This is a genomic window from Nonomuraea mangrovi, from assembly GCF_042681425.1.
Lineage (GTDB): Bacteria > Actinomycetota > Actinomycetes > Streptosporangiales > Streptosporangiaceae > Nonomuraea > Nonomuraea mangrovi.
In genome coordinates, this window is the sequence record NZ_JBHUFV010000035.1 from 36,092 (window position 1) to 61,239 (window position 25,148).

General features: G+C 69.8%; 18 protein-coding genes. 9 read left to right on the forward strand and 9 right to left on the reverse strand.

Features of this window, described 5'->3' with window-relative positions:
• Positions 1-30 precede the first annotated feature (30 nt).
• From ACFSKW_RS24150 to ACFSKW_RS24160, 3 genes are read left to right on the forward strand one after another with little or no spacing between them, the layout of a single operon-like run.
• Positions 31-10,863, forward strand: coding sequence for a WXG100-like domain-containing protein (locus tag ACFSKW_RS24150; protein WP_379574653.1), 10,833 nt, complete (start codon positions 31-33; stop codon positions 10,861-10,863).
• A gap of 26 nt (positions 10,864-10,889) precedes the next feature.
• Positions 10,890-11,417, forward strand: coding sequence for a hypothetical protein (locus ACFSKW_RS24155; RefSeq protein WP_379574654.1), 528 nt, complete (start codon positions 10,890-10,892; stop codon positions 11,415-11,417).
• On the forward strand, positions 11,410-12,000 hold the full coding sequence (locus tag ACFSKW_RS24160) for a hypothetical protein (protein WP_379574655.1): 591 nt from the start codon (positions 11,410-11,412) through the stop codon (positions 11,998-12,000). Before ACFSKW_RS24155 ends, ACFSKW_RS24160 begins: the two co-directional genes overlap by 8 nt.
• A gap of 3 nt (positions 12,001-12,003) precedes the next feature.
• Here ACFSKW_RS24160 and ACFSKW_RS24165 read toward each other — a convergent pair whose 3' ends face one another.
• The 3 genes from ACFSKW_RS24165 to ACFSKW_RS24175 form a co-directional block, all read right to left on the reverse strand.
• Positions 12,004-12,831 carry an LLM class flavin-dependent oxidoreductase gene (locus tag ACFSKW_RS24165; RefSeq protein WP_379574656.1) on the reverse strand — a complete coding sequence of 276 codons (828 nt, stop codon included), beginning with the start codon at positions 12,829-12,831 and terminating at the stop codon, positions 12,004-12,006.
• A 107-nt stretch (positions 12,832-12,938) separates the two neighbouring features.
• The gene (locus ACFSKW_RS24170) at positions 12,939-13,499 is read right to left on the reverse strand and encodes an MFS transporter (protein ID WP_379574657.1); all 561 of its coding nucleotides are present in this window, start codon (positions 13,497-13,499) and stop codon (positions 12,939-12,941) included.
• Between the two features lie 47 nt (positions 13,500-13,546).
• Positions 13,547-13,978, reverse strand: a complete 432-nt coding sequence (locus tag ACFSKW_RS24175) for an Lrp/AsnC family transcriptional regulator (RefSeq protein ID WP_379574658.1) — start codon at positions 13,976-13,978, stop codon at positions 13,547-13,549.
• A 112-nt stretch (positions 13,979-14,090) separates the two neighbouring features.
• On the opposite strand from ACFSKW_RS24175, the gene ACFSKW_RS24180 reads away from it, so the two are divergent.
• Positions 14,091-14,915 (forward strand): tryptophan 2,3-dioxygenase, encoded by an 825-nt coding sequence (locus ACFSKW_RS24180; protein ID WP_379574659.1) that lies wholly within the window; start codon positions 14,091-14,093, stop codon positions 14,913-14,915.
• Positions 14,916-14,995: 80 nt separating this feature from the next.
• On the opposite strand, the gene ACFSKW_RS24185 is transcribed toward ACFSKW_RS24180, so the two are convergent.
• Positions 14,996-15,658 (reverse strand): hypothetical protein, encoded by a 663-nt coding sequence (locus ACFSKW_RS24185; RefSeq protein ID WP_379574660.1) that lies wholly within the window; start codon positions 15,656-15,658, stop codon positions 14,996-14,998.
• A 753-nt stretch (positions 15,659-16,411) separates the two neighbouring features.
• On the opposite strand from ACFSKW_RS24185, the gene ACFSKW_RS24190 reads away from it, so the two are divergent.
• Positions 16,412-16,651 (forward strand): hypothetical protein, encoded by a 240-nt coding sequence (locus ACFSKW_RS24190; protein ID WP_379574661.1) that lies wholly within the window; start codon positions 16,412-16,414, stop codon positions 16,649-16,651.
• Positions 16,652-16,935: 284 nt separating this feature from the next.
• Here ACFSKW_RS24190 and ACFSKW_RS24195 read toward each other — a convergent pair whose 3' ends face one another.
• Both ACFSKW_RS24195 and ACFSKW_RS24200 read right to left on the reverse strand, forming a co-directional pair.
• On the reverse strand, positions 16,936-17,355 hold the full coding sequence (locus ACFSKW_RS24195; RefSeq protein ID WP_379574662.1) for a C40 family peptidase: 420 nt from the start codon (positions 17,353-17,355) through the stop codon (positions 16,936-16,938).
• 433 nt (positions 17,356-17,788) lie between these two features.
• A complete protein-coding gene (locus ACFSKW_RS24200; RefSeq protein ID WP_379574664.1) occupies positions 17,789-18,304 on the reverse strand; it encodes a MarR family winged helix-turn-helix transcriptional regulator in 516 nt (171 codons plus the stop codon).
• 91 nt (positions 18,305-18,395) lie between these two features.
• Here ACFSKW_RS24200 and ACFSKW_RS24205 point away from each other — a divergent pair, with 91 nt between their 5' ends.
• Together ACFSKW_RS24205 and ACFSKW_RS24210 are read left to right on the forward strand one after the other, a co-directional pair.
• The gene (locus tag ACFSKW_RS24205; protein ID WP_379574665.1) at positions 18,396-19,283 is read left to right on the forward strand and encodes an EamA family transporter; all 888 of its coding nucleotides are present in this window, start codon (positions 18,396-18,398) and stop codon (positions 19,281-19,283) included.
• Entirely contained in the window at positions 19,280-20,452 is a 1,173-nt protein-coding gene (locus ACFSKW_RS24210) for an MFS transporter (protein WP_379574666.1), read from the forward strand. The genes ACFSKW_RS24205 and ACFSKW_RS24210 overlap by 4 nt, the downstream gene beginning before the upstream one ends.
• A 474-nt stretch (positions 20,453-20,926) precedes the next feature.
• Here the strand turns inward: ACFSKW_RS24210 and ACFSKW_RS24215 are convergent, their stop codons facing one another.
• Positions 20,927-22,009: an epoxide hydrolase family protein gene (locus tag ACFSKW_RS24215; RefSeq protein WP_379574668.1), complete on the reverse strand. Its 1,083-nt coding sequence runs from the start codon at positions 22,007-22,009 to the stop codon at positions 20,927-20,929.
• A 160-nt stretch (positions 22,010-22,169) separates the two neighbouring features.
• Here ACFSKW_RS24215 and ACFSKW_RS24220 point away from each other — a divergent pair, with 160 nt between their 5' ends.
• Positions 22,170-22,706, forward strand: a complete 537-nt coding sequence (locus tag ACFSKW_RS24220; protein WP_379574669.1) for an NUDIX hydrolase family protein — start codon at positions 22,170-22,172, stop codon at positions 22,704-22,706.
• 25 nt (positions 22,707-22,731) lie between these two features.
• Here the strand turns inward: ACFSKW_RS24220 and ACFSKW_RS24225 are convergent, their stop codons facing one another.
• Positions 22,732-23,301 (reverse strand): helix-turn-helix domain-containing protein, encoded by a 570-nt coding sequence (locus tag ACFSKW_RS24225; protein WP_379574670.1) that lies wholly within the window; start codon positions 23,299-23,301, stop codon positions 22,732-22,734.
• 113 nt (positions 23,302-23,414) lie between these two features.
• Between ACFSKW_RS24225 and ACFSKW_RS24230 the strand changes: the two genes are divergently transcribed.
• Complete coding sequence (locus ACFSKW_RS24230) at positions 23,415-24,905, forward strand: flavin monoamine oxidase family protein (RefSeq protein WP_379574671.1); 1,491 nt, start codon at positions 23,415-23,417, stop codon at positions 24,903-24,905.
• Here ACFSKW_RS24230 and ACFSKW_RS24235 read toward each other — a convergent pair.
• Positions 24,871-25,134, reverse strand: coding sequence for a hypothetical protein (locus tag ACFSKW_RS24235; protein ID WP_379574672.1), 264 nt, complete (start codon positions 25,132-25,134; stop codon positions 24,871-24,873). The two genes, ACFSKW_RS24230 and ACFSKW_RS24235, sit on opposite strands and share 35 nt — an antisense overlap.
• Positions 25,135-25,148 lie beyond the last annotated feature (14 nt).

The window sequence follows — 25,148 nt, forward strand, 5'->3', positions numbered from 1 at the left end:
AGGAACCAGGTCAGGTCAGAACGGGGCTGCGTGACCACGAACTCCATTGGCACGGACACGATCGGGCAGGGCGGTCAGGCCAGCCGCCAAGGCGCGGTCAAGATCGACAGGGACGTCACTCCCGCGTGGGAGACCGACGCCCTGCCCGACTGGGTGGTCTACGTGGTGATCCCGCTGCTGTCGGCGGGTCAGAAGTGGCCCGAGGCCAGCGAGAGCAAGCTGTCGGAGCTCGCCCAGGCGTGGGACGCGCTCGGCGACGGCATGCAGCCGTACACCGAACCGGCGGGCAAGGCGGTCCGTGCCATCGTCTCGGGCTACCAGGCGCCTTCCACCGCCACGTTCACGCAGTGGGCCAGGACCCTGTTCGGCTCGCAGTCCGGCGTGGCGGGCGTGCGCAGGAACTCGGCCGCGTACTCGGCCAAGACCAGCGACTTCGCCGTCGAGACGCAGTACTCCAAGCTGTCCATCAACGTGGCCTTCTGGGTCACGGTCGTCGCCATCGCCATCTGGCTGTTCACCGCCTTCTTCACCGCGGGCTCGACCGCCCCGCTGGTCGGCCCCTACGCCGCGGCGGCCCGTGCGGCCATCAGCCGTATCCTCGTCCGGCTCGCCACCCTGGCGGGCAGGGAGGTGGGCGCGGTCAACCTGGCCAGGGTCACCGCGCTGAGCGGCGCGACGGGCCGCGGTCTCATCACCCGCGTCCTGGGCTCGCCGGTCGGCAAGGAGCTCGTCGAGGAGATGGGCGAGGAGGGCTTCATCGACGGCTGGGCCCAGCACCAGCAGATCCAGATGGGCACCAGAGAGGAGTGGGACTGGCAGAAGTCGCGGGCCGCGCTGATCGGCGCGGGTACCGGCGCCGTCGTCGGCATGGGCGTCGCGGGGCCGGTCTCCCGCATCACCAGCGGCGTGCCCGGCTTCGCGGGACGGGCGCTGAACACGGGCCTCACCAACATGGTGGCCTCGCCCGCGGGCAGCTTCGTGGCGAACGGGGTGGTCTACGGCCAGTGGACCAACCCGTTCAGCGAGGAGGCGCTGCAGGGCGCGTTCTGGGGCGGCGTCGGACGTACCACGTCGATCAGCCCCTTCAACCCTGAGGTCTTCACCGCGCTGGCCCACCCCACCACCTCGCTCGCCACCGCCTACGATCTGGCCGCCGCGTCCGACGCGGCACGCGCGGGCATGACCGGACCGTACGGCGGGTCTCCGCCCCCCGGCTCGCCCATGCCCAACGGCCCGGACGGCGGCCCCAACGGACCCGGCCCGACCGCCGGGACCGCCCCCGTTCCCACCGCGCCCTCGCCGGTGAACACCACCTCCACGAGCACCAGGCCCAGCCAGCCGGTCGGCGCGGGGAGCCCGCACGCGGGGCAGGCGAGCCAGGACCCGGGGGACGCGGGCAGGCGGGCAACGCCTCAAGGCGACCTGGACCCTTCGGGTTCGCGGCGCACGACGGACCCCGACCGTGCGACGGACCCCGACCGCCAGACGGCTCCCGCTCCCGACGAGCGGGAGGAGCAGGACGAGCGGGACGAGCGGTCGCGGCCCACCGGCACCCCCTCGGCGGCGACCACCTCCGAACCTGCCGTCATGTCCGACCCGGCGTCCCCCGCGGCGGCCACCGGCGAGTCCGCCACCGACCCCGCGCCCCTCTCGCCGCAGGCGGGGGACGGCACCGGCGCGCAGCAGGCGGGCGAACCGGCGGCCGGCGAGACGACGGGCGACACCGGTGGCGACACCTCGGCGGACACCGACGTCAGCGCCGGCACCGCACCCGAGACCGGATCCGACGGCGTGCCGGACGGCGCGCCCGAGGCCGGATCCGACGGCGTGCCCGACACCGCGCCCGACGGCGTGCCCGACACCGATGCCCAGAACGCTCCGGACACCGCCACCGCACCCGCGGGGGAAGACACGTCTCCGTCCACCGACGGCAGGAACGGCACCCGGGATCAGGACACCCAGCTCGCCCAGGGCGGTGTGCTGCACGCCGCCAGAGCCAGGGACGCGGTGACCAGCACGCTCATCGACAACTACCCGAACACCGTCATGCTCCCGGACGGCAGCCTCATCGTCCCCATGGGCGACACCGACGTCGTCCTGCCCGCCGCCGCCGTCAACCGCCTCACCAACAGGCTCCAGGAACGCGCGCGGCAGGTCGGCGACACCCAGCTGCGCGCCGACGCCAAGATCATGCTGGACGCCCAGCTGGCCGACGCCGCGCAGGACGAGTTCTCCCCTCTCCTGGCCGCCGCGCAGCCCGCGGGACTGCGCGCCCACGGCGCCATGCGGTACGCCGTGAGCAGCCTCGCCCCCGCCGCCGTCGAACTGGCCGACGGCAGCCTGGTGGTGTCCGACGCCCGGGGCGACTACGTGATCAGCGGTGACCTGCTCGCCCGCCTCCGCTTCACCCTGGAAGCCTCGGCCCACGCCCACAGCTCTCCCGCCATGCTGCGGACCCAGGCACTGGCGGCGCTGACCGAGGTCATGGAGTTCAGCGCGGTCACCTCCCCCGCCCCCGCGCCCGTCGCCAGCCGCCCCGGCACGGTCACCGCCCGTCCCGTCGCGGGCACGAGGTTCGTCACCGACGCCAGGCCCGACGGGTCACGGCTGTCCCTCGGCAGGATCCACGCCGCCATCGACGAACTCCTGGCGTCCGACTTCCAGAACGAGGGCGTGCTGAGCTGGGAATGGGACGGCCTGACGCTGATCGTCACCACCCAGTCGCACGGCGAGCAGCACTTCCGCCCCCGGCTGCTCAACATCGACCCCGCCGGCCTCATGGCCGAGACGACGGTCAGCGCGGACTCCTCGACGACGCCGCACATGGTCACGTTCAACGCGACGGTCGCCGACGACCAGGTCGCCAGGATCTGGCTGCACGAGATCACCGACACCCTGCACAGGCTGGCCACCCCCGCCTCGCAGAAGCAGGGCGTCGTCCGCAGGATGCTCCCCGGCGGCGGCAGGAAGGAGACCGTCGACGAGTGCGTACCCGCGCGGCTCAACGAGCACGCCTTCCTGGCCCGCCAGTGGCTCGCCACCCCCCAGTCGCCGGAGCGCCAGAGGATCCGGCTCGACCTGGACGGCGTCGCCCGCGAATTACGCGCCCATGGACACGTGCCGCCCACTCCGCCGTGGACCCCCACCACCGTCGACCGGTCCGTCCACACGCCCAACACGTTGACGGGCGCCGCCACCGAAGAGGCGTTACGAGAGGTGATCGACGCCCTTGTGAGGGCGGAGGCCGAGCTCGCCACGCAGATCAAGAGCAAGCAGGACAGCGCGGAGAAGGCAGGCGAGGACGCCAAAGCGGCCACGAAGGAGGCCGAGAAGCAGTCCAAGATGAAGGACAGGGCCAAGGACGCGCGGGCCCGCAAGGAGGAGAAGGAGAGCGAGAAGCACCTCGCCAAGCAGGAGCGGGACCTGCGGATCGCCCAGGCGTACGAGCAGGCGCTGGCCAAGGCGAAGCAGACGCGCGCGGCCTACGAGAAGGCGCTCGGCGCCACGGTCCTGTCCGAGCGGTCCTCCGGCCAGGAGAAGGTCCTGGCCGCGGCCACCGCACGTGACGCGCTTCGTACGGCGGGCGAGCTGCACACGCAGTACAAGGCGGCGGTGGACAAGGCGCTCCCGCTGGCGGTCACGCTGTCCTCGGCGCTTCCGACGGCCAGGCTGCCGCACCTGACCAAGCTGACCGACGAGCTCAACGAGCTGCTGAAGACGAAGGGCGTGAACCAGCGGTTCACGCCCAGCGAGCTCGAGCACATCATCCGCGCCGACTTCCGGGTCATCGTCTCGAACGACGGACTGGTCATGCGGGTGGGCGACGGCGAGCAGTCGGCCGAGATCAAGATCAAGCTCGACCTCGCCGACATGGTCGAGATCCTCAACCCCGAGGTCAAGGCATCCGAGATCATGCTCGGCACGCTGCCTCAGGGCGGCAGGACCATCAAAGCCACCGAAGCGGGCAGCACCGGCTTCAACGGGGGGATCAAGCTCGCCCAGTTCGCGCCCGAAGGCGGGTGGGCCAAGGCCCTCCTCGACATCACCGACCCGTCCGTCGGTGCCGCGGCCGGACGCGGATGGTCGCGCGGCCCCAGCTCGGCCGAGTACTTCCTGGGCGGAACGGTCGAGGACAACAGGGGCGAGTCGATGCTGTTCGACGCCGCCGCCACCTGGACCGTCCAGATCAGGTCCGCCAAGACCAACGGCTGGGAGGACGGCATCACGGTCGCCTCCGGTCATCCGGATGACGCGAACTCCATGCGGTTCTGGGTCGCGCACACCTACGCCGACCAGGCCCCTGGCAGCCCGGAATACATCGACCCCGCCAAGCGGGTGAACGTGCTGCCCGAGTCCGTCGTCAGCAACATGTCCGGGCTGAACAAGCTGGCCGACGACGTCCTGGCCGAGTTCGACGACGAGCACACGGCGTTCGGGAGCGTCGTCCGCGACCAGGTCCGCATCATGATGACCGAGGATCTGCCGAGCAATCTCGGCGAGGCGGTCAACAGCAAGCTGGGCATGATCCGCGACATCACCGACGACACCGGCAGACCCATCGCGACCGTGACGGTGAAGTCCCGGGTCGTCGTGGAATCGGCGGTCATGGTGGGCGGGCGAAGCCGCGACCACTGGATGGAGCGGCTGCGCGTCGGCTTCTCCGTCGCCGCCGGCGGCGGCGGTGTCAGCGGTTTCATGAACGCGTTCCTCTCGGGAGGGCTCGGGTTCTCCGAGCTGGAGAACGTCGACGGGCCGGGCGAGTACACCCCGACGATCGGACCGGGCTGGAAGGGCTCGCGGTCGGTCTCCAGGTCCCAGTCCGCCTTCGTGAACGACCAGGCCATCCACCCGAGCGTCCAGCGCATCACCGGCCACACCCAGGGCTACCAGGTGCGGGTCGTGCACGAGGTGTCGGTCCAGCACCTGACGGGGGCGCAGGCGAGGCGCCCCGTCCGCGGCGACAGCCGGGCACTGATCAGGATGCCCGAGGCCGACGCCTACCGCTACGGCCTGCCGGTCAGCCGCGACGCGCTGATGAGGGACAAGGGCAAGCCCATCCTCGGCGACGACGGCGTTCCCGTGCTCGTCGACGACCCGAAGAAGGACCCGCCCAAGGGCAGGCTGGGCCAGCCCCCGTCATGGCTGGGAGATGGTCCTGGCCAGCTGAGAGGCGCGGGACCCGCCCTGGTGCAGAAGCTGGAGGGAGTGGACGAATTCGCGCTCGAGCTGCTGAAGAAGCTCAGCGTGCACGGCGTGGTCCCGAAGGTCAACGACGACGGCACCCTGGAGTACTCGGGCAACCGGCTCGAGCAGGCCAGTCAGCGGGCCAACCTGCGCGAGGTCCTCCGCCAGGTCAACCCGCAGCGGCTCGAGGCCGGCTACGACCAGGCGGCCCAGGACGGCATCCCGATCGACCTGGTCCACTACGGGTTCAACCGCGCGCCCGAGCACTACACGGTGAACGTCAAGCTCAAGCAGAAGTTCAAGGATCCGCGGACGCGGTACGTCGGCCGTACCGAGGGCCTGGCCGTGGTCAACCTCGACATCGGTTCCGACACCGCGGGCCGCGCCAGCGGCAGGGGATGGAACATGGGGGCCGAAGGCTCCCTGGGCTTCGGCGACGGTCCCGAGGAGGGCCAGGACGGGCTGACGCACAAGGTCGGCGGCTCCGCGAACGCCTCCTACTCCCGCAACATCGGCTCGAGCGCGGCGACCACGTACAACCGCGTGGGGCTCGGTGAGAGCGACGGCGAGGTGGCGCTCATCAACATGGAGCACGAGCTGTCCGCCGACATCTTCCGCAACGGCACGAAGGTGGACTCGGTCGATGCGGTGGACGGCAGGGCCCAGCTGGTCTTCGCCGCCGACCTGCTGCCATCCGCGAAGCCACGGCACACGCACACGATCAGCCAGGAGGCGCTCGCCGATCTGATGCCCCACGCGATGGTGGCGCACATGGACACGACGGGCATGGAGCAGGCCCTGAAGGAGGTGCTGTCGACCGGGATGCGGCCCGATTCGCCCGCCTTCCACTATCTCGCCGCGGCCGCCAACGTGCGCAGCCTCATCGCGCATCCCGAGTGGTACCTCGGCCAGTACGGCGCAGGCCTCGGCGTCAGACCCCAGGGGGCGCTGCCGACGCAGGCGGGCTTCACCATCTCGGGCGACATGACCGGCGGCACCGTCCTGGAGCCGATCGCGTTCGTGATGGGCGACATCGGCCTCTCGCTGGGCAGCGCGGGGATCTCGTGGGGCGGCAGCCTGGGCTACGGCACCGGCTCGTCGCTCAGCATGTCCGACCTCGACGACCACGGGGCTTCCAGGGACGGCGGCTCGGGCAACCACTCCCGCTCCGCCGGACGGTCGAGGGGCAAGTCCATTCTCGACATCTTCGGCGTCGAGGTGCTGACCATCCTGCTGGGCAACCACATCCCGATCATCGCCGAGGTCGACCTCGCGATCACCGGAACCGAGGGGAAGGCCAACCCGGCGGAGCTGGGCGGCAACATGCCGGGCACGCCCAAGTCCACGCACCGGCGCGCGAAGGTGCTCATGTTCGTTCCCGAGTACCACATGCTGCTCTCCTACGCCGACGGGAAGGACAGCATGTCCCTCCAGGACGTGGGCGACGCCGTGGAGAGGTTCATCAACGGCACACTGACGCTGGACAGGTCCCTGGCCACCTCACTCCTCCCGAGGTATCTCGCCGCCGTGCAGGAGGCACGCGCGAGGAACGAGGACGTCTCCTTCGCCGACGAGCACACGCCCGAGGCCCTGATGAAGGCGCTGGCCAAGGTCGATGGCCTGGCCCCCGCCATGGCCGACCCCGACGCCCAGGGCAAGACCCCGGAGGAGCTGCTGGACGGCGCGCTGAGCCGCGCGATCGCCCTGACGGAGGAGCTGAGCAACGTCCAGGTGGCGCCCCAGTACGCGGGGGTGATGGGCCTGAGCGGGGTGGAGTCCTTCACCATGACGGACCCCGACACGAAACAGCCCGTCGGCATGCTCGACGCGGTCACGGCGGCCGTCGACCAGGTCGCGCCGGGAGCGCTCGCGAACGACCCGACCTTCGCCCGCAGTCTCAGCGGCGACCTGGCGATCGACCGGTCCGAGGGCTACCTCGACGCCATGCTCAGCGATCGCGGGTTCGTCAAGGGCTACCCGACCGTGGTCAACACGACCTCGGGCCGATCCGAGCTGGTCACCGTACGGGCGAAGCTGGTGCCCAAGGGGGAGGCGGACAAGGGCAAGCTCATCGGGCACAACCCGCACGCCGGCCTCATCAGGCAGCTCTACGGATACCTGGAGACCGGCGTGTCCCGGGGCTACAACGCCTCCAACGGCTTCGGCCTTGAAGAGTCGAGCGGCGACAAGGTCGACGGCGACAGCCTCGGGCTGTCGACCGACAGGGGCCGGTCGTTCTCGGCCAACGTGAGCGAGCAGCGCACCAAGATGCAGCGGTTCGCCCAGTTCGGCGGCCTGGACCGGCTCATGCAGGAGTACACCCTCGAGATCACCGTGGAAGTCGCCCCGATGCGTCGGGGACCCTTCAGGACGAGAACGCGGAAGGCGGTCGACTGGGTCACGCGCAAGACCAGGAAAGCCGGCCCGATCAGGCTCGACGCCCAGCTCGTCCGCCTGCTGCCGAAGGGCATGACCAGGCCGGCGAGCACCTCAGAGAACACGAAGAGAGTGGTCGACACCCGACGCTTCCACATCCCTCCGAAGTTCATGGTGTCCTCGATCCAGGACGCTCCGAACAAGCCGACCCTGTTCGACGTGATCGTCGCCGAGCTGTCGAAGAGGGGCGAGCGGCTGTCGCAGAAGGACCTGATCGAGCTGGAGGCCAGGACCTCGCCCGTGTCGCTGGCCAGCCGGTTCGGTCAGCTGGCCGGCGAGGGCGGGTACCCGCTGATCCGCAACGTGCGCAAGGGCTTCCGCAACCAGGGCACCAACGTCCAGGTCGAGGGGCACCTGTCGGACCTGGAGGTGCTGACCGAGCCGTTCGAGGCCGAGCTCGGCGAGGTCGACCGCGAGATGCGCACCTCCAACCTGGGAACCGGGCGCAGCCGCGTGCTGCCCGTCGCCGGCAGCATGGGCGACTCGAACGAAGGCAGCGGCACCTCGAGCGGCATCTCCGCAGGCGAGCAGGCCTCGGAAGGCGTCAGCGAGGTCAACGGGCGTCGTGTGGAGGCCAGCGAGTTCATGAAGGGCAAGGTGGTGCTCATCCGTGCCCGCGTGGACTGGGACCTGACCTTCCAGGACATGGCTCGCCTGCCGGACGGCGTCGAGAAGTCGCAGGGCAAGCCCAAGTTCATGCCGGGCGCCGCCACGAGCGTGGTGGACATGGCCATCTTCGAGGCTGACCTGAAGGAGATCAGGGCCATGCAGGCGCGGGGATACAGCGTCCGCTGGAACTTCGACGAGGACGGCAGGCCGACATACCGCTTCGTCCCCGAGCTCGCGGAGATGAGCCTGGTCCAGCAGCTCACGAACGCGAGGATCAAGGCCAGGGAGACCGGCGAGCTGTACTCCGTGGAGATCAGGAAGGACGGCAAGAAGCACACCTACGTGGCGGCTCCGAACGGCTCGATCCACAGCATGACGGCGGACGGCGGCTTCGCCGAGGCGATCGCCACGCTGCCGCCCGAGGTGCTCGACGCCCTGGAGGCCAACCCCGGCGTCGACCTGTACGAGATCTTCATGGATTCGACGGTTCTCGGCACGTTCACCGACCAGGTGATCGCCTACCTGAAGGTCAGGAACGTGAACGTCGAACCGGCCAAGCCCACCTGGCCGGTTCAGCAGGCGGAGAGCGCGGCACCCGACGGCGGCAGCGCCGGCCAGCTCGCCAGCGCGCAGAACGCCGGCGGCGCCGCCGCAGGCGGCATCAGCGCGCCCTCGCCGGCGATACCCGGCACCCTGTACGACGCCCACGCCAGGCCCGCCGACATGCCTGCCCTGTCCATGCCGGAGCTCGTCGGCCAGGACGTCGCGGCCGGCGACATCGGCGTCGACGGGTTGACATGGACGAACGCGCAAGGCTTGCCGGTCACGCCGGGCACCGTGGGAGACCACGCGATCCTGGTCGTGTCGCATGGGGGCGTCGACCAGCACATGCGTGTGGCCGTGGGCGTCCCGGGCGACGGCCTGCTCGGCTCCACGGACCTGCGGTCGGGCACGGCCGAGGACCCGCATCTCACCTGGATCGCCCCGGGGACGCACCCCGCCGTGGTGTCGTCCGTCCTGGTGCACGAGATCACGCACGTCGCCCAGGAGCAGGCGGCCGCCGCCGCGGGTGCGCCGCAGGGGGCCGCGAGGACCTCCCTGTCGGAGAGCGAGCACGCGGAGGGCACCGATCACTGCCTGACGCCGCGTCTCAACGAGCACGCCCACATGTCGCGCAAGTGGGCGCAGGCCACCGACCCCGTCACGCAGAGCTCTATCGCCGACGCGATCGACACCATCGCGGCCGACATCACCAGGCGCGGGCACACACCGCCCCTGCCCCCCTGGGGATCGGGGCCGAGAGTCACGGAGACCGGACCATCGAAGATCACGATCGCGGACCTGCTCGGCGGGGGAGGTTCCCCCTCTGTGGGCGCGGCCGTCGGGGCGCTGCCGACCTCGCCCGACGCGCTGCGAACGCTCGCGACCCAGGCGGGTGTGGCGTCGATCACGCCCACGGATCGCCCCGGCGTGTTCACGGTGAACGCGGGCGCCTCCACGTTCACGCTGGCGCTCACGGAAACGGACACCGCCGCGTCCCTCCCGACCGGCACCGGGCTGACGGTCGGCGTCTCGTCGAACGCCGACGCGGCGAGTGCCGCGGCCGACGCCGCGGGCCGGATCGCGGGGCACGTCGCCCAGATGGCGGGACGTCCGGCCACCAGCCTGCTGGGCCGGGGCCCCGCACCCGCCGGCCTGCTGACGGGAACGCCCGCCTTCGGCGTTCCCGACGCGGTGACGTTCGCCAGGCTCCGTAGCCTCGCGGAGGCGCTGGCCGGCGCCTCACTCCTGACCCGAGGCGGTGTCTCCGCCGCGCTGCGGGCCGAGGCCGAGACCGCGGGACTCGTCCAGGGCACCCCTGGCGCGACGGCCAGGCTGGTGGCCGCCGCCAGAGCCGGAGAGCTGTCCCCCGCGCACATCGCGGCGATCCAGGGCACGTCGATCACCCTGCCCGAGATCGCCACCGCCCAGGCGGTGGAAAGGACGGCGACCGCCATGGGCGTCGCCGTCCGCGACCTCGGCAGGGGCATCTACGACATCCTGCTCCCCGGCAGTCCGCCGATGTCGGTCCACGTCACCCGGGGCGACCACCCTGGCATGGTGGCCGTCGAGGACGGCGTGCTCGTCTACCACGTCGCGAACCATTTCTCGATCGGCGCCAACGAGCGGGCGGTGGCCTCCCTGGTGGCCGGCGCCCTGGCGGAGGCGCTCGGCATGCCCACGTCCCCCACGGTCCTTTCCGGCGACCCGAACGCCACCGTGCTGACCGTGAACGACCTGCGCGCGCTCGCCGAACTGGGCGAGGCCGTACGGCAGGTGGCCACGGCCACGGCGCAGCAGCGAACGAGCAGGATGCGCGTCTTCGCCGAACTCGCCCACCAGATGGGGCTGATGAACGGGGGCGTGGAGAGGTTCAGGGCCACGGTCAACGGCGCGCTGCTCGACCAGGTCGCCGCGCTGATCGACGGCCCGCAGCCGCGCGGCGTGCGTGACTACCTCGAGCGCATGCGCCGCATCGCCAACGGGACCGGCTGGTACCCGCCCGAGCGCGAGTACACCTTCACCTGCCTGTGCCCTGTGGAGGCGCCATGCGTCTGCGGCAGGAGGGTGCAGGAGGATTCGCTCAGGGCATGATGGGGGCTTCGGAGGAGAGGAAGGCTATGACGTTCGCGGTCGCACGGACGAGGGACGAGGCGCATCTGTACCTCGACCTGCATCCGTGCAAGGAGTGCGGTTCGGTCGAGACCACCTGGGACAGGGGGGTGGTCAGCGTGGAAGGGGAGCTCGCCGACCGCTACGCGGGCACGTGCGAGGACTGCGGCGCCGCTCGCGAGTTCCTGTTCGGGCTGCCCGAGCGGCCCGTCATGCCGGCGGGCTATCCGACGTTCGGCGGCCAGGAGCCCTCCCAGCTTCTGGACGCGGGCGAGTGGATGTGGGTGGCCGACCTGACCGCGGGCAACGTGCCCGCCGACGACAGTCAGGAGGCGCACCGCACGCTGTCGGTGGCCACCGCGGCGGTCGAGGAGGTCGTCAAGTTCATCCCGCCGGGGCAGGAGGAGGTGCCGGACGACGGGTTCTGGTCCGAGCGCGGACGGCAGATGCGCCTGGCCGAGCCGGGCCGCTTCCGGCTCGAACGCCTGCTGATCGTCCGTGACACCTACCGTGACCTGGCGGCACGCCATGTCTGAGGTCCCCGGCGAGCCGTCATGGCTGGACGGCGTCTACGGCGAGGGCTCCGCGCGCTCCCTCGTCGAGGGCTACGTCCACCTCGATCTGACCGTGCTCGGCGAGGGGCCGGGCGCGGCGGAGCGTGCCGTACGGACCGAGGAGGAAGAGGGCTGGCGGATCAGGCTCGACGACGCCGAGGTGTTCGTCCCCCATCGGGCCGAGGCCGAGGCGCGGCGCGACGGCCTGACCTTCGGCACGGGCATCTCCGAGCTGATCGACCCGGGGCAGTGGGTGCTGCTGGGCGCCACCTACGGGCGCAGGGCGGTCGAGGCGGGCCTGTTCTTCGCCGTCGACCCCTCGTCGGACGAGAAGTACGCGGCCATCGTGGCGGACTGGCGCTTCGCCGCCGACGCCGCCGCCGAGGCGCTGAAGTTCGTGCCCGACGGCGCCGAAGAGCTGGGCGCGAACTCGTTCTGGACGGACATGGGCAGGGCCGCCTTCGCCCGCGAGCCCGAGCGTTTCACCCGGGCCAGGATGGAGAGCGACCTCGCCTACTACCGCGAGGGGCTCGACGGCTTCATGGACCTGCACGCCGAGCCCTAGCGGTCAGGCGAAGCGGCTGACGACCTTGTCGAAGACGGCGCGCTCCTCGGGCTTGGGCGCGTAGCAGACGATCTCGTCGAAGCCGATCGCCTCGTAACGCTCCACCATCCTGGCGAAGTCGTCGACCGAGGCCCACGGCGTGATCGAGCCGTACGCCAGCAGGATCCTGCGCACCTGCCTGCCGCGCTCGCCGCAGAGCGCGTCGAGGGTCCTGCCGCGCTCGACCGAGGCCTGGTAGAAGTCGTCCTCGGCGGCGGCTCCCGTGAACGTCACCCATGCGTCGGCGTGGTCGGCCACCACGGCGAGCCCCTTCGGCCCGTTGGCGGCGACGATGAGCGGGATGCGCGGCTGGACCGGCGCGGGCGACAGCGCCGCGCCCGCGTGGGGGTAGTGCGGGCCGGCCTGGTCGCCGGTGTCGCCCGACAGCAGCCGGTCGACCACGCCGACGAACTCGCGCAGGCGCTCCGCCCGCTCCCTGGGGTCCCAGAAGGGCACCCCGGCCATGGCGTGGTCGGCAGGCCACAGGCCGGAGCCGATGCCGAGTTCGAACCGCCCCGCCGAGACATGGTCGATGCTCACCGCCTGCTTGACCAGTACGGTCGGCCGCCGGTAGGCCATGTTGGCGATCAACAGGCCCACCCTGATCCGCGTCGTGATCGCGGCCCACGCGGTGATGATCGTGGGCCCGTCGTGCACCGGTGTGGCGGCATCACGCGAGTTGCGCAGGTTGTCGCCTGTCCACAACCCGTCGAAGCCCGCCTCCTCGGCGATCCGCGCCCATTGGGCCGCCTCCTGCCAGGTGCCGGGGTTGACCTTGAGGCCGAAACGCATGGGGGTCCCCTCTCGCCGAGATCTGCCGCGACCAGTGTCGCCCAACACCCGGCGATCGCGACGAAGGGGTCCTGTGGTGACGCCCGCAGACGTGACGGGCGGGTCCTTCAGGAGGCGGGTGCGCCGACCATCTCCTGTTGCGGCGCGCGCGGCACGAACGTCGCCGCCACCAGGGCGACGGGCACCACGTTGGCCAGGAAGATCCACCTGTAGGAGAACATCTCGGCGACGTAGGCGCCCCAGACGACTCCGCCGAGGTAACCCACGACGATCGCCGCGGCCACCGCCGCGACCAACGGCCACATCCTGCCCCCTTGGAAGGCGGCCACCAGGAGCGCGAGCCCGGCCCTGAGCGCCACCGCGGCGGCCAGTCCCTGTACGGCTCTCGCGCCGATCAGCAGGCCTGCCCCTTCGGTGAAGGCGATCACCAGCGAGGCGAGGCCGAAGAGCGCCACCGCCGAGACGAACACGCTCCTGCGCGCCTTCAGCGGGATCAGCACCCCCGCCAGGGCGATGAGATAGGCGTCCGCCGCCCAACCGACGGCGGACGGGGTGGTGTCATGGCCCATGGCGACCAGGTCCTCGATGGCGTTCATGGCGGCCGCGTTGACCGCGAAGAGGAGAGCCGCGAGAGCATAGGAGGTCAGCGATAACCAACGTCTGAACATGGGGCGGATCGTAGGAAGCGTCACTTGACGATCACTTACACCGCTGGTCAGGGCGAGGTGGGCCGCCAGGGAACGGGGCTGGACAGGACCATCGAGCTGGACGGCGTGCCGTACGCCGCGAGCCTGTCGATCAGTGACTCGAAGTCCTCCATCGTGGCGACCGCGACCCGCAGCACGCAGCACGCGCCGCCGGTCACCCTGTGCACCTCGAAGATGTCGGGTGAGTCGAGCATCTCCGGGTGGCGCAGCACGCAGCCAGGCCCGTAGCAGGACATCGTGACGAGCGCGACCACGCTGCGGCCGGTGTGCCGTGGGTCGACGTGCGCGCGGTAACCGCCGATGACGCCCGATTCCTCCAGCTTGCGCACCCGCTCGGCGACCGCAGGAGGCGACAGGTGCACCCTGCGCGACAGCTCGCTGAAGGACAGCCGAGCGTCGGCCTGCAGTTCACCCAGCAACAACCAGTCCAGATCGTCCACTTTCACTTCCAAAGGCCGCAAGGCGAAATCCGCCACGAACGTAGGGGTAAACAGCCTAAGGACCGTTCGATCGGCATTCCACCTGACGGGTCGCGAAGGCAGGATGAGCCGCATGGAAGTCATGCCGATCACCGCCGTCGAGAGGGACGAGAGAGCCGACGCCAACGGCGGTGCGCCGACACTCGAGTTCGACCGTCACGTGCCGTACGACCGGTATGTTCGCGCGAGCACGCTGCACACGCTGCAGCGGACGCTGAGCGACGACCCCGGCGAGATGTCCTTCCTGATGATCAGCCAGATCATGGAGCTGTACTTCGGGCTGATCCGCTTCGAGCTGCGCCAGGCACAGGGCCTGCTGCGCGAGGACGACGTGTGGGGCGCGCTCGCCCCGCTGCGCAGGGCAGCGCTGCATCTGGACGGGCTCAACGCCGCCTGGCGCGGGCTGCGCTGGATGACGCCCGCCGAGTTCAACCGCTTCAGGGACCTGCTGGGTGAGGGTTCCGGCTTCCAGTCCGCGATGTACCGGCACCTGGAGTTCGCGCTCGGGCTCAAGACGGAGTCGCTGATCCGGCCGTTCAGGCGCCAGCCCGAGGTCTACGCGGAGCTGGTGGACAGCCTGGAGTCACCATCACTGTGGGACGAGGTGATCGCGCTGCTGGAGCGCCGCGGCCTGGTCGCCGGCGGCGAGGGAGTCGTCGACGCGTGGGTGTCGATCTACGGCGACACCGGGCCAGGCAACTACCTGCGCATGCTCGGCGAGGCGCTGGCGGACGTGGCCGAGGGCTTCGGCGACTGGCGATACCAGCATCTGCAGGCCGTACGGCGGGCGATGGGTGCCAAGGCCGGCAGCGGCGGGTCGGCGGGACTGGTCTGGCTGGAGCGCAGCATGGCGCGCACGGTCTTTCCCGAGCTGTGGACCGCCCGCACCTTCATCTGACACGCCACGGCCACCGCATGATCTCGGGTGATCATGCGGTGGCCGGCTCTCGTGCGCCCTGTGCGGGCGAGAGCGGGATGTTAGCTCGGCGGGGTCAGGTCCCAGAACGGCGAGCAGTTGGCGGGCCAGTCCTGGTTGTCGTCGTGGCCGGGCTTGGGGTACACCGTGCACGAGCTGTGCGCGATCTTGCCCTCGGCGTTGCGCACGACGACGTGCAGTTCGGGACCCGAGACCGCCAGGGCGACGGCGACGACGTTACCCGGGTAGTCCTCCACCGTCGACAGGTCCTCCCAGTAGCCGGTGCGCTGGTCGCGCACGAGGGTCCTGCCGTCGTTCGTCGCCGTCGCGACGTACTTCTTGTCCTTGAGGAACGCGGTGGCGACACTGCCACCAGGTCCCGCAGGTCCTCGTTCGCCCTTGGGGCCCTGAAGACCCTTGGGACCGGCAGGACCCTGGGGACCCCTGGCGCCCTGCGGACCCCTGGGGCCCTGCGGACCGCGGGGGCCCTGCTTGCACCGGCAGCGGTGCCCGTGGTTCCGGTGGCAGCAGCTGCGCCAGCCGAGCGGCGAGTTTACCGAGGAGAGGACCGCCGGCTGAGCCGCGGTCTGGACTCCGGCGAGAACAGCGCCTGACGCACCCCACGCCTGAGCGGAGGGCAGGAGGAGCGCACCCATGGCGAGGGTGGCCAGCGTCAGCTTGCGAACACTTCCGCGTCGTTGCGGAAGGCCGGTCTGTATCGTCATTTTTGTCCATTTCGTGTCATGCATGGCCTGCAGAAGTACGAACTTCGTGACAGACCTGGGTAGCGGCGATCTACCCAGCGCATGACCGTGTCAGCCGTGAACGCTCCCCATATGACGCCCAAGACTCGATACTCAAAGAGAAAGAGGGACATACCCGCGAAAGCGCGCCATTAGTACTCCAGTCGCATTTTGCCTCGCGGGCGCGGCGTCATTATGGCGCGATATGGCACATATAGGACATTTGCGGCATTGTGGCCGGACATACTCAGCCGGCATGCCCCAGGACGCCTCCTTTGCTAAAGGAGGTGTGGAGTGTCCGCCCTGAGACTATCGCCCGTTCCTGACAGGGATTCTGCCGTTTCCCCTTTCCTGTAGGGCTTTCGGGGTGACGGCCGAGATGTCCGGCTAGTCAACGCGACACCAGAACGGAGTCAGCGGGCCCGACCTCCCGCCGATTCGCCCGACCGGCCTGAGTTTTCCGCTGCCCAAGAGAGAACAAAAAAACGAGGACCGTTTCTCGACCGCAGGCAAGGAACGCCCCGCGTAATACATAGATTCTCGGGGGTCCAGGTTTAGAGGAAGAGCCCCAAGACTACCGAAAGAATACTGACCTTTGGTCCTGGCAGGATGGGATTGCACTTGAAAGCCAGCAAGCGATAATCCATTATGATTGCCGAGCGCTTTGGTGCTCTCGCCATAAAACAACTAACGGCAGCGGTTATCCGCGGGCCATCTCAACGGAGGACAACAAACATGCTTCGTCGCATTCTCGTTGGTGCAGCCATCGCCACCACCGTCTTCGCGGGTACCGCCGCCCACGCGGACAACTACACCAAGCCGGAGAAGGGTGACAACGAGTGCAACAACTCCAACGTCGCCGCCGGCGGTCTCATCGGTGGCGTGCTGAGCAACATTCTGACCTTCCAGAACAGCCCGCTCACCGTCAACCTGCTGGCCAACAACCAGCAGGAGTTCGAGTGGTGCGAGGACTAGTCCGTCGCTCGCTGGACGCGAGATAATTCTGACACCCATCCGTCCCGATGAAATGAATTGCAATCCCCCTCCTGGCGCAGTTCTTTCAGGTGTCAGCGGTGCGGTCCGCTTCTTTGGAGCGGACCGCCCATCGCGCCCAGCATGGCACGAGGCTGGTAACGCCGTTTGGAACGGCGCGCGCCTGGCCGAGCCCAGGCATTTCAGGAGATGACGGCCACGCTCCAGAGCGGTTCACCGTCACCTGAAACGGTAGTAAGCGAGTCCGTCCCGCTGGAGATCTCCGGTTATCCGGTCGCGACCACAGACGTCGCCGGAGCCGTCTCGGCGGGGCGGACCGCGCCCATGTATCCGCGCCTGATCAGCGGCGCGAAGGTCACGTACCCTCCTGTGGACGGCGCGTGCACGATCCTCTCCCCATCCACGGCGATGCCCACGTGCTCGGGCCCCGGCGACGCCGGATCGCTGTCGTAGAAGACGAGATCCCCCGGCCGCACCTGCCCCTCGGGGACGCGCCACCCTTTCTTCCACTGCTCCCGCGCCGTGCGCCCGACGCGGACCCCGGCCCGGGCCCACGCGTACTGCGCGAGCCCCGAGCAGTCGAATCCGAATGTCAGCGCGCCGCGGCCCTTTCCAAAACTCGGGCCGTCCGCTCCGCCGCCGCCCCACGAATAGGGGACGCCGAGCATTTCCACTGCCGCGGTCACGGCGAGTTCCCCGGCAATAGGCGTGCCATACCCGCTTCCCAAGCAGCCGAAAAGTAGGATGGCCGACAGTCCTCGTCTGGTCCTGGTCATCGGTTCACCACGCGATCTTTCCCTGGAGAAAGTCCTTCTACCCAGCCGCCCCCTGCGACACGCGGGCCATTTGCCGTAGTCGCCGCACAGTTGGCAATAGAGTGCGCGTTGCGGCGCGAACTTGGTCTCGACGGGAGACCTTCGCGACGCTTTCGCGGGCACCGGAAAGCACGTGATTGACGTTTTCAGAATGCACGAGGCAGCGCCCCGAATAACCATCGAATCAGGCAGTGGATAGGTTATTTTTTTCATGTCCACCGAAGGGACGGCAGCCTTGCCCGTTCGATTCTCAACGGGCAAGGCTCCTGTCCTCTCGACAGCCGCGTGCCGACCCGCTCCGAGGTCAGTCGAGTGAGGTGTCTCCCATCGACTCGAGCAGCATGCGCAGCAGGCCGCTGAGCTGATCGCGTTCGGCGGGGCCGAGCGCGGAGAGCATCCTGATCTCGTTCTCGACGTGCAGCCCGACCAGCTCGTCGACGAGGCGCAACCCCTCCGGGGTCAGCCTGATCCGTACCGACCTGCGGTCCTCGCTGTCGCGGATGCGCTCGACGAGGCCCTTGGCCTCCATCCTGTCGATCCTGTTGGTGATGGCCCCTGAGGTCACCATCGCCGCCTTGAGCAGCGCCCCGGCCGTCAGCTCGTACGGCGAGCCCGAGCGCCGCAGCGTGGCCAGCACGTCGAACTCGAAGCTCTCGAGCCCGTGCTCGGCGAAGAACCGCTTGAGCGTCTGCTCCACGAGGCGGGACAGCCGCGAGAGCCTGCCGACGACGCCCATGGGCCAGACGTCGAGGTCAGGTCGTTCCTTGTTCCACTGTGCGATCACCGCGTCCACCGCGTCCGCCATAACCAGTCCTCTCAACGGAAATAATCTCAACGTTCACAGACTTGACGTTCACACACACATGGTGATGTTATCTCAACGTTGAGATTATCAATGAGAGGTGATCGATGTGACCACGATCGAGGCTCCGCCGATCGCGCGCACCCGCTACACGAGCGACCTGGCCATGGCCGCGCTCGCTCCCGTGAGCTGGGGAACCACCTATGTGGTCACGGCGACGCTGTTGCCGCCGGACAGGCCACTGCTGGCCGCGACCTTGAGAGCGTTGCCGGCGGGCCTGGTGTTGCTGGCCATGACGCGTCGCTTGCCTCGCGGTTCGTGGTGGTGGAAGGCCACGGTGCTCGGCATGCTCAACTTCGGCGCCTTCTTCCCCTTGCTGTTCTTCGCCGCCTACCGGTTGCCCGGTGGGGTCGCGTCCACGATCGGCTCGGTCCAGCCGCTGGTCGTGGCGCTGCTGTCGATGGTGATCCTGCGGTCGAGGCCGGCCCGCGCCGTGCTGTACGCCGCTGTGGCGGGCACTGGCGGCGTGGCCCTGCTGACCCTGACCGCGCAGGCCCGCCTCGACCCGCTCGGCATCGGCGCCATGCTGCTGGCCACCTCGCTCATGGGAGCGGCCATCGTCCTGACCAAGAAGTGGGGGCAGCCCGAGTCGCCTCTGGTCATGACCGGCTGGCAGCTCACCATCGGCGGGCTCGTCCTGGCGCCGCTCACGCTCGCGGCAGAGGGCCTGCCCTCCACCTTCACAGGACAGAACCTCCTCGGTTTCGCCTACCTGGGCATCATCGGCACCGCCCTGGCCTACGCCCTCTGGTTCCGCGGCATCGATGCCCTCGCGCCCACCTCCGTCTCCCTGCTCGGCCTCACCAACCCCCTGGTCGCCACGCTGGCCGGTCTGCTGGTGCTCGGGCAGACCCTCACCGGCTGGCAGATCGCCGGCTTCGCCATCGCGCTCGGCGCGCTCGTCGCCGGCCAGACCCTGAGCAGGAAGTCCTCATGACCACCACAGCCCATCCCGACGAACGGGTATCACTGAAGACCTGGCTGGGCGTCGTGGCCGTCGCGGTGGGGACCTTCTCCGTCGTGACCGTCGAGCAGTTGCCCGTGGGCCTGCTCACCTCCATCGGCGGCGACCTCGGCGTGAGCGAAGGCACCGCCGGCCTCATGGTCACCGTGCCGGGCCTGGTCGCCTCGGCCGTCGCGCCCCTCCTGCCCGTGGCCATCCGCCGTCTGGACCGGCGGGTGGTGCTCATCGGCCTGCTCGGCCTCATGGTCCTGGCGAACGCGCTGTCGGCCTTCGCGCCGGGTTTCGCCGTCCTGCTCGCCTCACGCTTCCTCGTCGGGATCAGCATCGGCGGGTTCTGGGCGCTGGCGGCCGGCATCGCGGTACGGCTGGTGCCCGACAGGCACGTGCCCCGCGCGACCTCGCTGGCCTTCGGAGGGGCGACGGCGGCCAACGTGCTCGGCGTCCCCGCGGGCACGCTGATCGGCGGGCTCACCGACTGGCGCGTGGCCTTCGCCGCCGTCGGCGCGCTCGGCCTGCTCGTGGTCGCGGGCCTGTGGCTGCTGCTGCCGCGCCTGCCCGCCACCGAGCCCGTACGGCTGCGCGAGCTGCCCCTGCAGTTCCGCAACCCCGTCGTCAGGACCGCGGTGCTCTCGACGTTCCTCCTGGTGAGCGGCCACTTCGCCGCCTTCACCTTCGTGAGCCCCATCCTTCAGGACATCTCGGGCGTCAGCGAGAGCCTGATCAGCCCGCTGCTGCTCGCCTTCGGGGTCGCCGGCGTGGTCGGCACCTTCATCGCGGGGGCCGGAGCCTCACGCGACATCAGGAAGACCATCATCATGCTCGGCGTCGCGCTCGCGGCGATCCTGGCGCTGTTCCCGCTCCTCGGGGGGAGCCCGCTCACCGGGTCGGCGCTGCTGATCCTGTGGGGCCTCGTCTTCGGCGGGGTGCCCGTGGCCGTACAGACGTGGATCTTCAAGGGCGCGCCCGACGCGACGGAGGCCGCCACCGCGCTGAACACCTCGGTGTTCAACCTGGCCATCGCGCTGGGGGCGCTGCTGGGCGGCGTCGTCGCCGACGTGGTGGCCATCACCGGCGTCCTGTGGTTCGGGGCGCTGCTCACGCTCCTGACGTCACTGGCGGTGTGGCGGACCAGAAGCGAGTGATCCAACAAATCTGCGCAGAATCCGTTATCGCCGCCTCGCCGCCCGATCTCCCATGCGCCGGACCGACCGGCGCACATGAGAGAGAGCGACTTGCATGCACCAGAACCACAGCGGGCGGGGCAGGCTCCTGGCGGCGGGAGCGGGCGCGACGGCGACGGTCGTCGCCGGGATCCTCCTCTTCGGCGGAGCGGGCAACGCGTACGAGACGGTGAACGCCGCGGCGGGAGCACCCGTGAAGGCGACGACTGCCGCGGGCGCGTCGACCCCCGGGGCCCCGACGAGGACTCCGGCACGAAGACCTCACCCCGGCCCGAGCCGGTGCACGTGTTGTCCCTTCGCTCGGAGACGGAGACGTGTCCGGACCGACGGGATAACAGGAATCTCGCCGCATGGAGGCATTTGTGGCGGTTTGACCGCAGGAATCCTACGGCGAAGGGGGCCGTGGCGTCCCACGACCCCCTTCCGCCTCCGAGGTCAGCTACGCCCGGCGAAGAAGGCGCGGACGTCACCGGCCAGCACCTCGGGCACCTCGTGCGCGGCGTAGTGGCCGCCGACGTCGTAGGTGTTCCACTGCGCGATGCTCTTGTGGTCGCGCTCGGCGAAGCGGCGGATCGACTGGAAGTCGTTGGCGAAGCCCGCCAGGCCGATCGGCACCGTGGTCGGCTCGGTCGGGTGCTCGGCCTTCGCGTCCTCGTAGTAGAACCGGATCGACGAGCCCGCGGTGCCGTAGAACCAGTGGATCGCGATGTTCGTCAGCGTGAAGTCCCGGTCGAGGTGTCCCCCGATGAGCTGCCCCATCCAGCCGAGCAGCCCCGAGGGCGAGTCGGCGATCGCGTGGGCCAGGGTCTGCGGAGACTGCGACTGGAGCTGGTTGAAGGCGCCCATGTTCTCCCAGAACCACTGCAGGTGCCGCATCGCCGCCTGCTCGTCCTCCGTCAGGTCCTGCAGCTCGGCGGGGTCGCCGGTGGGGAAGGAGAAGATCTGGGTGACGTGCACGGCGACCACGTGCTCGGGGTCGACCCTGCCGACCTCGGGCGAGACCAGCGAACCACCGTCGTTGCCGACCACGCCGTAGCGCTCGTAGCCCAGGCGGGCCATCAGCTCGGCCCATGCCTTGGCGGTCCTGTACCTGTTCCAGCCCTTCTCGGTCGTCGGCCCGGAGAAGCCGAAGCCGGGCAGTGAGGGGATGACGAGGTGGAAGTCGCGGGAGAGGTCCTCGATCACGTCGAGGTACTCCACCACCGTGCCGGGCCAGCCGTGCGTGAGGATCAGCGGCAGCGCGTCCTGCTTGGCCGAGCGGACGTGGACGAAGTGGATGTTCTGCCCGTCGATCTCGGTGGTGAACTGCGGGTGGGCGTTCAGCTTCGTCTCCCACGCGCGCCAGTCGTAGCCGCTGCGCCAGTAGTCGACCATCTCCTTGACCCACGCGACGCTCACGCCGTACTCCGAGTCGCTGCCGGGGATCTGGTCGGTGAAGCGGGTCAGCGCCAGCCGTGCCTGAAGGTCGTCCAGGTCGGCCTGCGGAACCTCGACGCGGAAGGGGCGGATCTCGGTCATGTGATGCTCCTCCTGAACGGAACGGCTTGTTCTGTTCCAATTCTATCAGAATAAAGCCTTCCGTTCCATAGGCTCGGGCGTGTCTTCGCCCATCGGGAGCTTCACTGACTCACGCCGCGTCCTTCCCTCCACGGCGACCAGGGGGAAGTACCATCAGCGAATGATCGAAAATACCGAAACCGTGCCTGGGTGGCTTGCTCCGGACGAGCTGGAGTCGATGCGCGGACGGATGCCGATCCTCTACGTCGACGCCGTCCCCGTACGGGTCGACGACACCGGAGTGGTCACCCATGTCGGCCTGTTGCTGCGCATCTCCGCCGACGGCGAGGTCAGCAGGGCGCTGGTCTCCGGGCGGGTCCTGCACCACGAGCGGATCCGTGACGCGCTGATGCGCCACCTGGAGAAGGACCTCGGGCCCGTGGCACTGCCGCACATCCCCGCCTCGCCCCAGCCGTTCACGGTGGCGGAGTACTTCCCGACGGCCGGCGTCACGCCGTACCACGACCCGCGCCAGCACGCGGTGTCGCTCGCCTACATCGTCCCCGTGATCGGTGACTGCAGGCCGCGGCAGGACGCGCTCGACCTGGTCTGGTTCACGCCCGAGGAGGCGGCGTCGCCGATGGTGCAGCAAGAGATGATCGGTGGGCAGGGCGTGCTGCTGAAGCAGGCGCTCGCCTCCGTCGGCCGCCTGCCCTGACCCCGGCGGCCGAAGGTCCGGGCGGTCAGCGCTCGGGCTTCGCTCTGACATGCATGCGCTCGCCCTGGCTGCCGAACAGGCTGAGCACCTCGGCGGGCCCGTCTCCCGCGCTGCCGAACCAGTGCGGCAGGCGGGTGTCGAACTCGGCGACCTCCCCTGCGTGCAGGATCAGGTCGTGCTCGCCGACCAGGAGGCGCAGCCGTCCCGACAGGACGTAGAGCCACTCGTAGCCCTCGTGCGTGCGCGGCTCGGGTGTCGCCCGCCTGACCGGGATGACCAGCTTGAACGCCTGGATCGCGCCTGGCTGGCGGGTCAGCGGCAGGACGGTCATGCCGTGCGCCTGCCGCGGGGCGATGCGGACGCGGGGGTCCCCGACCTCGGGCGCGCCGACGAGCTCGTCCAGGGGCACCTGGTGCGCCTGGGCGATCGGGAGGAGGAGCTCCAGGGTCGGCCGGCGCAGGCCGGACTCCAGGCGCGACAGCGTGCTCTTGGAGATCCCCGTCGCCTCGGACAGCGCGGTCAGCGTGACGCCCCTGTCCGTGCGCAGCCGTCTGAGCCTCGGGCCGACCTCCGCCAGCACGGCATGAATGGACACATCCCGAACATAGCGAATCCGCCGCCCGACAAGTCGCCACTGCGGCGATATGCGCGATATTTCCGCAGGTCAGCGACGTTGTGCGAGCCGTCGGGGCGGGAAGCATCACAGTCATGTCGATCCCCCCGACCAACGCGTCCCCCGTCCCCGACGGCGCCTTCGCCAGACCCGAACCCGGCCACCGGCTCCGCGTGCCCGCCGAACTGGTCGCCACCGCCCGGCGCGGACTCGGCGGCGGCGGTACGGCACGCAAGCGCGTGCTCGTCATCGGCGCCGGCATGGCCGGCCTCGTCGCCGCCTACGAGCTGATGCGGCAGGGCCACGAGCCGATCGTCCTGGAGGCCCAGCAACGAGTCGGCGGCAGGGTGCTCACCCTGCGCGGCTTCGCGCCAGGCCTGTACGCCGAGGCGGGCGCGATGCGGATCCCGCGCGTGCACGACCTCACGCTGGCCTACTGCGAGCGGTTCGGCCTGCGGCTGCGGCCGTTCGTGATGGGCAATCCCCGGACCCTGGCCTACATCCAGGGCGTCAGGACCACCATGGCCCAGCTGAACGCCGACCCGGCGATCATCGACTTCGAGCTGGCCGACCACGAGCGCGGCAGGTCCTACGAGGATCTCTGGCGCACGGCCACGCAGGAGATCCACGACCTGTACGCGCAGGAGGGAGAGAACGCGCTCGACCGGATCTGCGCCGAGTACGACCGCTACTCCATCCGCGGCTTCCTGCGCGAACGCGGCTTCTCCGAGGGCGCCATCGAGCTCTACGGCGTCATGAGCTTCAGGGAGGCCAACCTCAACGCGGCCGTCATCGAGCAGTTCCGCGAGATCATCGGGCGGGCGTTCGAGGACATGCAGGAGATCGAGGGCGGCAGCGACCTGCTGCCGACCGCCTTCTACAGGGAGCTCAGGCACCACATCAGGTTCGGACACGAGGTCACCGCCATCGAGCAGGACGGCTCGTCGGTCACCCTGCACGTCAGGACAGGCTCGGGCAGGACGGCGATCACCGGGGACCACGCCATCTGCACGATCCCGTTCTCGGTGCTGCGCGACATCGAGACCAACCCCGCTTTCTCCCGCCGCAAGCAGCGCGCCATCCGCGAGCTGAACTACAACGCCTCCACCAAGATCCTTTTCCAGGTGCGGCGGCCGTTCTGGGAGTCGAGCGACGGCATCGTCGGCGGCACCACGGTCACCGACCTGCCGATCAGGCGCATCTGCTACCCCTCCCACCAGACGCGGGAGGAGGAGCGTTCGGTGCTGCTGGCCAGCTACACCTGGGGCCAGGACGCTCTGCGGTGGGGGGCGATGTCACCGCAGAAGCGGGTCGAGCAGGCGCTCGAGGACGTCGCCAAGATCCACCCGGAGATCCACGACCACTTCGAGTTCGGGCTCTCGCACGCCTGGTACGACGACCCCTACGCGGCGGGGGCGTTCGCGCTCTTCGAGCCCCACCAGCAGACCAGCCTGCACGAGGCGATCATCGCGCCAGAGGGCAGGGTCCACTTCGCGGGGGAACACTGCTCGCTCTGGCACGCCTGGATCGAGGGGGCTCTGGAATCGGGGCTCAGCGCGGCGCGTGCCGTGCATGAGGCTGCGTGACGGCCGCGTAGCGGCACAGCCAGGCCGCGGCCTCCGTCAGGTCCGCGGAGGCCGCGGCACAGGCGGCGAGGTGCGCGCGTACCGACTGGCGCAGCCAGGGCGGCGCCGCTCCCGCCTCCTCCAACTTGGCCTCGATCTCTCGCAGCCGCTCCGCGCACTCGGCCAGCGCGCGGGCGTCGCTCCGCAGGACCATCGCATGGGCCGCGATCACTTCGGGTACCGCCGGCATTCCGCTCCTTCGTG